This is a genomic window from Acinetobacter sp. X9 (assembly GCF_054889255.1).
The window spans coordinates 2582887-2595140 of record NZ_CM142679.1; the positions used below are offsets into that span (position 1 = coordinate 2582887).

11 protein-coding genes are annotated in these 12254 nt (G+C 38.3%); 5 read left to right on the plus strand and 6 right to left on the minus strand.

What is annotated here, in order from left to right:
• Nucleotides 1-202: 202 nt before the first annotated feature.
• Nucleotides 203-1222, minus strand: a complete 1020-nt coding sequence (locus tag ACYU0V_RS12340) for a type I glyceraldehyde-3-phosphate dehydrogenase (protein WP_005076995.1) — start codon at nucleotides 1220-1222, stop codon at nucleotides 203-205.
• Nucleotides 1223-1492: 270 nt separating this feature from the next.
• Between ACYU0V_RS12340 and alaS the strand changes: the two genes are divergently transcribed.
• From alaS to csrA, 3 genes are all read left to right on the plus strand, one after another.
• Complete coding sequence (alaS, locus tag ACYU0V_RS12345) at nucleotides 1493-4129, plus strand: alanine--tRNA ligase (RefSeq protein ID WP_461849942.1); 2637 nt, start codon at nucleotides 1493-1495, stop codon at nucleotides 4127-4129.
• A gap of 65 nt (nucleotides 4130-4194) precedes the next feature.
• Nucleotides 4195-5475, plus strand: a complete 1281-nt coding sequence (locus ACYU0V_RS12350) for an aspartate kinase (protein WP_002115333.1) — start codon at nucleotides 4195-4197, stop codon at nucleotides 5473-5475.
• A gap of 246 nt (nucleotides 5476-5721) precedes the next feature.
• Complete coding sequence (csrA, locus tag ACYU0V_RS12355) at nucleotides 5722-5976, plus strand: carbon storage regulator CsrA (protein ID WP_000906487.1); 255 nt, start codon at nucleotides 5722-5724, stop codon at nucleotides 5974-5976.
• Between the two features lie 67 nt (nucleotides 5977-6043).
• Here csrA and rnhB read toward each other — a convergent pair whose 3' ends face one another.
• A complete protein-coding gene (rnhB, locus tag ACYU0V_RS12360; RefSeq protein WP_002163155.1) occupies nucleotides 6044-6610 on the minus strand; it encodes a ribonuclease HII in 567 nt (188 codons plus the stop codon).
• 68 nt (nucleotides 6611-6678) lie between these two features.
• On the minus strand, nucleotides 6679-7068 hold the full coding sequence (locus ACYU0V_RS12365) for a hypothetical protein (RefSeq protein ID WP_005076998.1): 390 nt from the start codon (nucleotides 7066-7068) through the stop codon (nucleotides 6679-6681).
• 239 nt (nucleotides 7069-7307) lie between these two features.
• Here ACYU0V_RS12365 and ACYU0V_RS12370 point away from each other — a divergent pair, with 239 nt between their 5' ends.
• Nucleotides 7308-7865, plus strand: coding sequence for a cytochrome b (locus ACYU0V_RS12370; protein WP_005076999.1), 558 nt, complete (start codon nucleotides 7308-7310; stop codon nucleotides 7863-7865).
• A gap of 44 nt (nucleotides 7866-7909) precedes the next feature.
• Here ACYU0V_RS12370 and ACYU0V_RS12375 read toward each other — a convergent pair whose 3' ends face one another.
• From ACYU0V_RS12375 to ACYU0V_RS12385, 3 genes are all read right to left on the minus strand, one after another.
• Entirely contained in the window at nucleotides 7910-8908 is a 999-nt protein-coding gene (locus tag ACYU0V_RS12375) for an adenosine deaminase (protein ID WP_017403116.1), read from the minus strand.
• A gap of 116 nt (nucleotides 8909-9024) precedes the next feature.
• A complete protein-coding gene (locus ACYU0V_RS12380) occupies nucleotides 9025-10344 on the minus strand; it encodes an NCS2 family permease (RefSeq protein WP_005070381.1) in 1320 nt (439 codons plus the stop codon).
• Between the two features lie 322 nt (nucleotides 10345-10666).
• Complete coding sequence (locus tag ACYU0V_RS12385) at nucleotides 10667-10894, minus strand: hypothetical protein (RefSeq protein WP_002163179.1); 228 nt, start codon at nucleotides 10892-10894, stop codon at nucleotides 10667-10669.
• Nucleotides 10895-11497: 603 nt separating this feature from the next.
• Between ACYU0V_RS12385 and ACYU0V_RS12390 the strand changes: the two genes are divergently transcribed.
• Nucleotides 11498-12220, plus strand: a complete 723-nt coding sequence (locus ACYU0V_RS12390; RefSeq protein WP_014206180.1) for a pirin family protein — start codon at nucleotides 11498-11500, stop codon at nucleotides 12218-12220.
• Nucleotides 12221-12254 lie beyond the last annotated feature (34 nt).

Genomic DNA, 12254 nt, shown 5'->3' on the forward strand with positions numbered 1-12254 from the left:
TTTGCATAAATCTTTCTTAATAAACTCTAAAGTCAAAAAGAAGATTTCATGAATTAATAATAATATTCAATACTTTATTCTCATTCACTCACATCATAGGCAAAAGTTCTTCGACCAAAGAATGGGCCAATATCTGAACTATCACCTGGTTGCCAGTTAACTAAATTTAATCTTTGAATAGCTTTCTTAAGGTATTTTAAATTTAGAAAGAATCACACAGATCCAATAAACGATTTGCATAGCCCCATTCATTATCGTACCAAGCGAATACTTTAGCTTGATGGCCAACAACCATCGTCTGAGTTAAATCAACAATGAGTGAATAAGGTGAATGATTGAAATCACTCGAAACTAATGGCTCATCTGTTACCGCCATAATTTCTGCATAGTCTGTTTGAGATGCTTTAATTAGTATTTCATTAATGTGATGCACAGTAATTGGAGATTGCGCGATAAAAGTTAAGTCAATTGCTGCCACATTAATAGTCGGTACACGAATTGAATAACCATCAATACGGTCTTCCATTTTAGGCATAACACGCTTTAATGCGCCGAGTGCACTAGATGTGGTCGGGATAATATTTTGCCCTGAAGCTCTAGCACGACGTAAATCACGATGTGCGTGATCAAGTACAGATTGATCTGCTGTTACTGCATGAATTTCTGTCATAAGTGCAGTTTCAATACCAAAAGCATCATCAATGATTTTTACTAATGGAACCAAAGCCTGCGTAGTACATGAAACGCTTGATATGATCTGATCAGTCACTTTGACTTCATTATGGTTCACACCATAAACAATGGCTGCATCGACATGATCAAAAGGTGCCGCCCCAATAATGACCCGTTTCGCCCCTGCTTGTAGATGACGTGTTGCATCCGCATGAGAACGGAACAGTCCCGTACACTCAAGTACCACATCAATATCTAAACTAGACCATGGTAAAAGTTCAGGTTGTTTCTGCTTTAAAACCTCAACTTTTAACGTTCGTTGATTTGACTGAATATTCAAAAAAACTTTTTCATTTTCAATGAATATATCTACATTTCCATTGAAACGGCCGTGCGTAGAATCATATTTAAATAAATGTACTAATGTCTGGACATCTGCTATATCGTTAATCGCCACGATTTCAAAATGAAATTGTTTTGGGCTCTCGAACCAGGCGCGTAAAACATTACGTCCAATCCGACCAAACCCATTAATGGCGATACGTTGCATGACCTATCCTTATCAACAAAACTACAAAGTAAAGAAGGCATATAGTAAAGCACGTCAAGGCCAATTGAATATAGATTTTTAGCCAAATCACAGTTTTGTAAGATATTCCTTTTAAAATCGTTGGTTCGGTGGGGTTTTTCCGCTACAATTTAGCGTTTTTAAAAAATAAGCCCCGTATCACATGCTAAGGTTTGGCATAAAACAAACAGGCATTGATACATTTAGCCAAATTCGAAAATATGGAGTGACTTGGTTGTGAGTACTCGTTTAATGACATCTGCTGAAATTCGTGAAGCATTTTTGCGCTACTTTGAAACGCAAGGGCATACACGTGTCGCGTCGAGTTCTCTTGTTCCTGCCAACGACCCAACTTTATTATTTACAAATGCTGGGATGAACCAGTTTAAAGACTGCTTTTTAGGTCTTGAGAAACGTGACTATGTGCGTGCAACTACATCTCAAAAATGTGTACGCGCTGGCGGTAAACACAATGACTTAGATAACGTTGGTTACACCGCACGTCACCATACATTCTTTGAAATGTTAGGTAATTTCTCATTCGGTGATTATTTCAAACGTGATGCGCTTAAATTCGCATGGGAATTTTTAACCAGCGAACAATGGCTTGCTTTACCAAAAGATAAACTTTATGCCACGGTTTACCATACCGATGACGAAGCTTACGACATCTGGAACAAAGAAATCGGTTTAGCGCCAGAACGTATTATCCGTATTGGTGATAATAAAGGCGAAAAATACGCATCTGATAACTTCTGGGCAATGGGTGATACTGGCCCATGTGGTCCATGTTCTGAGATTTTCTTTGACCATGGTGATCACATTTGGGGTGGTTTACCAGGCTCACCTGAAGAAGACGGTGACCGTTTCATTGAAATCTGGAACAACGTTTTCATGCAGTTTAACCGTACTGCTGATGGCGTGCTTCACCCACTTCCTGCTCCATCTGTTGATACAGGTATGGGCTTAGAGCGTATCTCTGCTGTATTACAACATGTTAATTCAAACTACGATATTGACCTGTTCCAACATTTATTAAAAGCTGCTGCCAATATTATCGGTATTGAAGACCAAGGTCAGCCGTCTTTACGTGTTGTTGCAGACCATGCGCGTTCATGCTGTTTCCTCATTGCTGATGGTGTAAATCCAAGTAATGAAGGTCGCGGTTATGTACTTCGCCGTATTATCCGTCGTGCTGTTCGTCACGGAAATAAACTTGGTGCAACTGGTACGTTCTTCTACAAAATGTTGCAACCTTTAATTGAAGTTATGGGTGATGCATATCCAGAGCTTGCAGCTCGTAAAGATGTGATTGAAGCAACTTTAATTCGTGAAGAAGAACAGTTTGCTAAAACACTTGAGCAAGGCTTAAAACTACTTGAAGGTGAGCTTGCTCAATTAAAAGATAAGACGATTCCTGGTGCCACTGTATTTAAACTTTACGACACTTACGGCTTCCCGACAGACTTAACTGCTGATATTGCACGTGAACGTGACTTTATTATTGATGAAGCTGGTTTTGAAGTAGAAATGGCAGCACAGCGTCAACGTGCTCGTGATGCTGGTAAGTTTGCAGTCGACTACAACAACATTGTAAAAGTTGAAGGCGAAACTCAGTTTGATGGTTACATCAACACCACTGGTCAAGGTCAAATTGTAGCGATCTATAAAGATGGCGTACAAGTTGAAGAAGTTTCTGAAGGTGATGAAGCGCTTATCGTTTTAAACCAAACTCCTTTCTATGCTGAAAGTGGTGGTCAGATTGGTGATACTGGTATCTTCAAAAACGAAACTGGTATTTTTGAAGTTCAAGATACTAAAAAGTCAGGCGGTGCCTTTGTTCATCAAGGTATTGTGACCGTTGGTAGCCTTAAAGCAGATCAAAACGTTGAAGCGATTGTTAAAGCAGAAATTCGTGAAGCAACTGCACGTAACCACTCTGCAACTCACTTATTACATGCTGCCCTTCGTCAAATCTTAGGCTCACATGTACAACAAAAAGGTTCTTTAGTTGCAAGCGATATCTTACGTTTCGACTTTGCTAATGACCAACCTGTAGCTTTTGAACAGTTACAACAAGTTGAGCGCTTAGTGAATGCAGAAATTATTGCAAATAGTGCTGTAACAACCGAACTTCTTGATATCGAAGCTGCAAAAGCTAAAGGTGCCATGATGTTGTTTGGTGAAAAATATGGTGATGAAGTACGTGTACTTTCTATGGGTTCAATTATTGATGAGAAAAACTTCTCAATTGAACTTTGTGGTGGTATCCACGTTAAACGTACAGGTGATATTGGTTTATTCAAAATCACTTCTGAAGGTGGTGTAGCTGCTGGTGTACGTCGTATTGAAGCTGTTACAGGTACTAAAGCGCTAGATGTAGTACAAAAAACTGATGCTGATATCCAGCACATTAATGGCTTATTAAAAGCACAGAAAGACCAAACTGTTGAGCGTGTACAAGCCAATGTTGAATTGGTTTCTGCATTACAAAAGCAGATTGAACAGCTCAATCAGAAATTGGCAAACTTCCAAGCGTCAGAATTGATTGATCAGGTACAAACCATTGCTGGTCGTCAAACGCTTATTACCACTGTTCAAGGTGTAGATGCAAAATCACTTCGCAACTTACACGACAGTGTTAAATCGAAATTAGAGAATGCAGTGATTGTGTTAGCTGGTGTAGAGGGTGACAAAGTCAGCTTACTTGCTTCAGTTGCATCACAATACACTGCAACTCTAAAAGCAGGTGACATCATCAAACATCTAGCAACCGAGTTAGGTGGTAAAGGTGGTGGTAAACCTGACTTAGCACAAGGTGGCGCGCCACTTAACGAGAAGTTTGGACAAGTTATCGCAGCATTGCCTGCATGGCTTGAACAAAAATAAGACTTCACTTTTTGTGTAACTGACCCTGAAAAGCCTCTCAGGGTCATGGCTTATATGGAACAACTATGGCATTAATCGTTCAAAAATATGGCGGTACTTCTATGGGTACCCCCGAGCGCATTTTAAATGTTGCTCGTCGTGTGAAGCGTTGGCATGATCACGGTCACAAGGTTGTTGTGGTCGTATCTGCAATGAGTGGTGAAACAAACCGCTTACTTGCTCTCGCTAAAGCCATTACCGAAACACCTGACCCACGTGAGTTAGACCAAATGGTTTCAACCGGTGAACAGGTGACGATTTCCATGTTAGCTATGGCACTTAATTCGATTGGTGTGGAAGCTAAATCCTATACCGGACGTCAAGTCGGTATTAAAACTGACAGTGCATTTACCAAGGCGCGTATCGAGTCTATTGATACAGATGTCATGACCAATGACCTAGATGCAGGCCGTGTTATTGTGGTTGCTGGTTTCCAAGGCTTTGATGCTAATGGAAATACCACAACACTAGGTCGAGGTGGTTCAGATACTTCTGGTGTTGCTCTTGCTGCTGCTTTAAAAGCTGACGAATGCCAGATTTACACTGATGTAGATGGTGTTTACACCACTGACCCTCGCGTTGCTCCTAAAGCCAAAAAAATCGACCGTATTTCTTTTGAAGAAATGCTAGAAATGGCATCATTAGGTTCTAAAGTTTTACAAATTCGCTCAGTAGAGTTTGCCGGGAAATATCAAGTTCCTTTACGTGTATTATCAAGCTTTGATAATGACGACGACGGCGTTTTTGACGACGAATTTAAAGAAAATGTTGGTACACTCATTACTACTGAGGCAGAAGATACTATGGAACAGCCAATTATTGCAGGTATTGCTTTTAACCGTGACGAAGCAAAATTAACGATTTTAGGTGTACCTGATGAACCAGGCATTGCTTCTAAAATCTTATCACCAGTAAGTGATGCCAATATCGAAGTCGATATGATAGTGCAAAATGTTGAAGAAGATGGCACAACAGATTTCACTTTCACTGTAAACCGTGTTGATTTAGCGAAAGCTGAAAAAATCTTAAACGAAACTGCTAAAAATATTGGCGCACGTGAAGTTTCAACACGTGATGATATCGTTAAAGTGTCTATCGTTGGTGTAGGTATGCGTTCACACGCAGGTGTAGCGAGCAAAATGTTCACTGCCCTTGCTGATGAAGGTATCAATATTCTTATGATTTCAACTTCTGAAATTAAAGTTTCTGTGATTATCGACGAGAAATATCTTGAACTTGCTGTTCGCTGCTTACATACCGCTTTTGGTTTGGATCGTGAACATGGTGAAAGCAGCGCTCGCGCTTAATTTTACCAACCGGTCAAGAATTCATTAAAAAATGTTTACTTGTCCGACAATAATCAAAGAAAACACAGAGCCGCTATAGTTTTTTTTATAGCGGCTCTGTTATATTAAACGGAAAGTTTTTTGGCAGAGATTATCAAAATATGACTTTGTTCTCATATTTCTGTTAGAATCTGACTGAAAACTGAGGTTGAGCTTTTTATTTGGGTACCAATATTGCAGTTTTAAGCGTTTAGCAAGGAGATAAACATGCTGATTCTGACCCGCCGTGTCGGGGAAACATTAATGATTGGGGATCAAGTCAGTGTTACTGTGCTTGGCGTCAAAGGAAACCAAGTTCGTATTGGTGTGAATGCACCAAAAGAGGTTTCTGTTCATCGCGAAGAAATTTATCAACGTATTCAACATGAACGTGCAATGCATGAACACCTTCAACATCTTGATCAAGATTATCAAGTTTCTTATGAAGATGATAATTATGCACAGAAAAACTTCAATCGTTAGTATGAAGTTGTTCTCTCCCTAATTAAAGCGACTTTATAGTCGCTTTAAATTTTTTAAGTGGTTGTATTTATAGACCTAACGCACGTTTAACAGGTGCATAACTACGACGATGCTGATCAATCACACCATGCACGGCAATCGCTTCAAAATGTGCTTTGGTTGGATATCCTTTATGTTTGGCAAAACCAAATAACGGATATTGCTGATCTAATTCCGCCATTTGTCGATCTCGTGTCACTTTTGCCAAGATACTTGCTGCACTAATTTCAGCATGGCTTGCGTCCCCACCAACAATGGCTTCACAAGGAATAATAATTCCTTTAGGAATTTGATTACCATCGACAATCACTTTTTGAGGTTGAGTTTTTAAGCCATCAACAGCGCGCTGCATAGCCAAAAAAGTTGCCTGTAAAATATTTAGCTCATCAATTTCAGCATGTGTTGCTTCAGCAATTGACCAAGCTAAGGCTTTTTCTTGTATTTCAATAAACAACTTTTCACGTTTCTTTTCAGTTAATTTTTTAGAATCATTTAATCCTAAAATTGGATTATTCGGATCTAAAATAACGGCCGCTGCCACAACCGAACCTACTAAAGGCCCCCGTCCCGCCTCATCTACACCAGCAATAAACATCGACTCACTACCTTTAAATAAAAGAGGCTGATCAATATAATCAGCCTTCTTTAATACAAAATCATTAATTACTTTTGTAAAGCTTCTGCCACACAAGCATTTACAGTTTTAGAAACCACTTGGTTTACGATTGTAGCACGTGTATTTACATCAAGTGCAGCAGCCGCTAATTCTACAGCTGTCACACTGTTTGGAGCCTTTTCACTCACACAACCACATACATTGGTTTGGATGCTATCACGTTGCTCAGCAGTCATATATTTTGTTGCTGTTTTCCAAGCTGCGACATTATTAATCTCTGTAATACATTTCGCATTTACAGCAACCTTTAACGCAGCAACTCCCAATTGTTGAGTTGTGGTTTGTGCAGAAGCAGCACCTGTACCAGTGCCTGTAGTTGTTGCACATGCTGTTAAAGCTAAAACAACTGGTGCTAGAGCGAGCATCAATTTTTTCATCATTTTTTCCTTTGATTGAACGTTGGCAGCGCGTATTGTGCCTAAACTCAACTTTAGAAGAAACAAATAATTTGATGCATTTATGCAAACTATTTTGCCGAGCGAAATTCAGCCCATCAAAAGCTTTTTTTGGGGTAAAACGTTCTGTTTTTAGCACGCTCTGTCACATTTAAAACATTTCTCAAAATCTGTGCTTTCCCCTAAAATCAAAAATCAAAACGACAAAAAAAGGGTCTTTTATGCCTGCTGCTTCCTCTCAGTATTACACCCGTACCGCACAAATTCTGCATTGGGTGATGGCAATCATTTTCATCGTCGCATGGGTTATTGGCTTTTATAGTGGAAATTTTTTAAGCTATGACGTTGATGGCAGCTTTAAAGGTGATGTGATTACGTTGCACAAGAATATTGCAACCACCATTATCTTTTTAGTGATTATCCGGATTTTATGGCGCTATACACATCCAGCTCCAAAACTACCTGACACTATGTCACCGATGATGAAAACTCTGGCACACGTTGGTCATCTATTCCTTTATGTAATTTTAGTGGCTTTACCTGTCACTGGTTGCTTGTTTAGTTGGAGTGCTGGTCACCCTGCTCCTGTTTTATATTTATTTGAAATTCCGCGTTTAGTGCAAGATAACCCAGAGCTTTTAGCTGTTGTTAAACCATTACATATTTATATTTCTTGGTTTGCTGGTTTTCTCATTGTTGGGCATGTACTAGCAGCTTTAAAACATCACTTTATTGATAAAGACAATATTTTAAATAGTATGACTAAACAGCCTAAATAAACCTGATGTATAAAAAAACCGCCTATCACAGGCGGTTTTTTTATTTAGATTTTTTGGATTTCTGCAATCCACTTTTGTTTCTCTTCATCTGAAATGAAAGAAGCCTCAAAAGAATTAATTGCGAGTTGTTTCAACTCATCATTGTTTAAGTCTAATGCTTGCTGGATGGCAAAGAAATTATCATTCATATATCCACCAAAATATGAAGGATCATCTGAGTTAACCGTCACATGTACGCCTTTTTGTAAAAGACGGCGGATATTGTGATCTTTCATATCCTTAACAACACATAGCTTTAAATTACTTAAAGGACAAACCGTTAATGGCATTTTTTCATTAATTAAACGCGTCATTAATTGTTCATCCTCTTCAGAACGCACACCATGATCAATACGATTCACTTTAAGTAGATCTAAAGCTTCCCATACATATTCAGGTGGACCTTCTTCACCAGCATGAGCCACGATTAAGAAGCCTTCTTCACGCGCCTTAGCAAACACACGTTCAAATTTAGCTGGTGGATGCCCTACTTCACTTGAATCAAGGCCAACTGCAATAATGTCTTGTTTAAATGGTAAAGCCTGCTCAAGTGTTTCAAATGCAGCTTCTTCACTTAAATGACGTAAGAAACACATAATCAGTTGAGAGCTAATACCAAACTTAGCTTTGGCATCTGCACAAGCGCGCTTTAAACCATTAATCACAGTTGAGAACGCAACACCACGGTCTGTGTGGGTTTGCGGATCAAAGAACATTTCTGTATGAACGACATGATCTTCAGCACATTTCTCAAAATAGGCCCACGCTAAATCATAAAAGTCTTGTTCATGTACAAGAACATTCGCGCCAGCATAGTAAATATCTAAGAAGGATTGAAGATTATGAAAGTTATAAGCTTGCTTTACTTCTTCAACAGATTTGTAAGGAATCTGAATCTGATTGCGCTGGGCAATTGCAAACATTAATTCAGGTTCGAAAGTCCCTTCAATATGTACATGCAATTCGGCTTTTGGTAAGGCGCGAATCAGCTCGACTTGATTCATATTAACTCCACGTCTAAAGAAAAAAGGGTGTGGTCAAAATCACACCCTTTTATAATTTTCTTCTTATTGAAAACTATGTCTAAGATAGCTCAAGAAGAAAATTATAAAAAATCATATTAACCGCCAAACGCGATAAATTTAAATACCCAAAGCGCAGCAATAATCCATACCATGTACGGTACAGTTTTTGCCTTACCCGTGAATAATTTAACTAATGCATAGCTAATAAAGCCCATTGCAATACCATCAGCAATTGAATAGGTGAATGGCATAAATACAATGGTTAAAAATGCTGGAACAGCTTCAGTAATATCATCCCAATCAATGTGAGTGATTCCTTGGATCATCAACACACCAATGAACAATAAAGCTGGCGCCGTTGCAAAACCTGGTACAGATTGAGCAAGAGGTGCTAAAAATAAACAGCAGATAAATAAGACTGCAACCACAACAGCAGTTAAACCAGTACGTCCGCCTGCTGCTACACCTGAAGCTGATTCGATATATGGTGTAGTTGAAGATGTACCTAATGCGGCACCTGCAACGATTGCAGTAGAGTCTGCAAATAATGCTTTCTTCAAACGAGGTAATTTACCGTCTTGTAAAAGACCTGCACGGTGTGAAACACCAACCAAAGTACCTGTACTGTCAAACAAGTCGACGATAAAGAATACGAAAATGACGCCGACCATACTTGCAGTAAATAGACCTTCAAAGTCCATTTGCATGAATGTTGGTGCAATTGAAGGAATTTGACCCACTACACCCTTAAATTCATTTAAACCTAAAGCAGTAGCGATGGCCGTAACAACTAAAATACTAATAATGATTGCGCCACGAACTTTTAATTGGTGTAAAACCACAATCATTAAAAATCCGAATAGCGCTAATAATACTGTAGGCTGTTTGATATCGCCCAAACCGACTAATGTCGCTTGGTTATCAACAATGATTCCAGCATTTTTTAGTGCAATCAGCGCTAGGAACAAACCAATACCACCGCCGATTGCAAACTTAAGTGACATTGGAATCGCATTAACAATCGCTTCACGAATTTTAAAGAAGCTAATTGCAAGAAAGACAAGGCCTGAAACAAAAACAGCGGCTAAAGCTGTTTGCCATGGCACGCCCATTCCCATACAAACCGAGTAGGTAAAGTAAGCGTTTAAACCCATACCAGGGGCCAGTGCGATCGGATAATTAGCAATGATCCCCATTACTAAACATCCGATTGCTGCTGCCAAACAGGTTGCAACGAATACGGCACCATGATCCATGCCGGTTTCAGATAAAATGAGTGGATTGACAATAATGATGTAACACATCGTTAAGAATGTAGTTACACCAGCAAGAACTTCAGTTCGGAAAGTGGTTTTATTGTCGCTTAGCTTAAATAAACGCTCTAACCAGCCTGCCGAAGAATTGGGCGCCGCCATAAGTAGCCTCTATGCAAAATCTGAACTGTGGAATATTTACGTCTATGTAGGTCGCTGAACAATATTGTTTTTCTGTTCAGTCCTATAAACAAGAATCTCAAATTTAAGAAGCAACAAATATGCCACTCATTTGATTTCTAGCTTTATACATAGCAAACAACCACAGCCCCTCTTGAAACACAAAAAAGCTGCATAACCCCTATGCAGCTTTTTTACTATACGTTCAATAAGTTTAACAGATTCAACAGAAACATGATCAAAATTTATGAAAAGATATGACCAATGACACTGTAAAAAGTTAGAAATTTATAGCTCGTTATTGCTAGAAAATAATTTTTTTCTCGCCTATATATTGTTGCATATGAAAAGAAGCTAAATTGCTGTGATGAGCATGATTCGGATTTCGTTCGATACTTTGCAGGTTTTTTTCAGCTTCTTGTATGATCTGCATTAGCTCTTGATGTCTTTTATTTTGAGTATCTAAATAAGCCCAATACCCTAATACAAAGACAATACCCACACACAACACTATTAATACTTTATTGATCATTATTATTATCTCTATGTTTTTAATGTTAATGATCTTAACAAAAAATTATAGCTTTGTGAATATTTTCACATTTATTTACAATAATACACCATTATTCAAATTATTGAAAATAAAAGTTATTTTAAAAATATCATTAAAAAACCTAATAAATACTAAATTTTTCCATTGAAAAGTAACTTTATTTAATAAGAGCTTATTTTAGTTATTTTTAATATTATCTTTTTATCGGTTTTAACTCTTAAGTTATTTTAAAGATAGAGCATAGACAAATGTGTATATGGCTTGAAATTTCTTTTTATTTGCTAAGCTTTAAATGAGATAAAAAGGAGCTATTTTCGTTAATGTACTTTTCTTTAAAATTGTTTCTTTAGCGACTAATTTCTATGTTGCATGTTTAGCTTTTAAAGTAAAAATTCAGCTCAAAGAAATCTTCATCTTATTTAAAAATATTTTCTCCATGGATGCTATTGGATGACTAGCAAAATTACGTCCAAGTTTCATCGTTCTATAAATCGCACCAAGCTTTCTATTTTCATAGCTTCATTCCAATAAACGCTACGATAAACTGTACTCAGATAAAAATTTAAATCAGGAGAATACATCATGTTTGATATGCGTTTATCTCACGAGCGTGGTGCAGCACATCATGGTTGGTTACAATCAAAACATAGCTTTTCATTTGCTAACTATTGGGATCCTAAACAAGTTGGTTTTTCGGATCTGCTTGTAATTAACGATGATAACGTTGCTCCATCTAAAGGCTTTGGTACTCACCCTCACCGTAATATGGAAATTATTTCCTATGTACTTGAAGGTGCATTAGAGCATAAAGACTCGATGGGTACAGGCTCTGTGATTGTGCCGGGTGACATTCAGCTGATGAGTGCAGGTCGTGGTGTTGCTCATAGTGAATTTAACCACTCAGCTCAAGAAGGCGTTCATTTCTTGCAAATTTGGGTTGTTCCAAATGAAGTGAATACAGAGCCAGGCTATCAACAAGTTCATATTGATGAAGCAGACAAACGCGGTAAATTGCATTTGATCATCTCACCAAAAGGTGGCGAGAAAACTTTATCGATCAAACAAGATATTAATATTTACTCAGGTCTTTTTGATGGTGAAGAAACTGCTGACTTTGTGATTCCTGATGGTCGATATGTGTACCTACACGTTGCTAAAGGTCGTGTTGATGTAAATGGTAAAACCTTTAACACCGGCGATGCTGCACGTATTCGTGAAGGTGGAAGCTTATCGTTTACCAATGGTGATAACGCCGAAATTTTGATTTTCGATATGCGTCCTGAAGAAGTTCCAACCATGCCATAAAATCAATTAAGCCCTCACATAAACTTTATGTGAG

Excerpts from the sequence above, each read along its gene's own strand:
- ACYU0V_RS12340 (WP_005076995.1), bottom strand. The coding sequence starts at position 1,222 with ATGCAACGTATCGCCATTAATGGGTTTGGTCGGATTGGACGTAATGTT.
- alaS (WP_461849942.1), top strand. The coding sequence starts at position 1,493 with ATGACATCTGCTGAAATTCGTGAAGCATTTTTGCGCTACTTTGAAACG.
- ACYU0V_RS12350 (WP_002115333.1), top strand. The coding sequence starts at position 4,195 with ATGGCATTAATCGTTCAAAAATATGGCGGTACTTCTATGGGTACCCCC.
- csrA (WP_000906487.1), top strand. The coding sequence starts at position 5,722 with ATGCTGATTCTGACCCGCCGTGTCGGGGAAACATTAATGATTGGGGAT.
- rnhB (WP_002163155.1), bottom strand. The coding sequence starts at position 6,610 with ATGTTTATTGCTGGTGTAGATGAGGCGGGACGGGGGCCTTTAGTAGGT.
- ACYU0V_RS12365 (WP_005076998.1), bottom strand. The coding sequence starts at position 7,068 with ATGAAAAAATTGATGCTCGCTCTAGCACCAGTTGTTTTAGCTTTAACA.
- ACYU0V_RS12370 (WP_005076999.1), top strand. The coding sequence starts at position 7,308 with ATGCCTGCTGCTTCCTCTCAGTATTACACCCGTACCGCACAAATTCTG.
- ACYU0V_RS12375 (WP_017403116.1), bottom strand. The coding sequence starts at position 8,908 with ATGAATCAAGTCGAGCTGATTCGCGCCTTACCAAAAGCCGAATTGCAT.
- ACYU0V_RS12380 (WP_005070381.1), bottom strand. The coding sequence starts at position 10,344 with ATGGCGGCGCCCAATTCTTCGGCAGGCTGGTTAGAGCGTTTATTTAAG.
- ACYU0V_RS12385 (WP_002163179.1), bottom strand. The coding sequence starts at position 10,894 with ATGATCAATAAAGTATTAATAGTGTTGTGTGTGGGTATTGTCTTTGTA.
- ACYU0V_RS12390 (WP_014206180.1), top strand. The coding sequence starts at position 11,498 with ATGTTTGATATGCGTTTATCTCACGAGCGTGGTGCAGCACATCATGGT.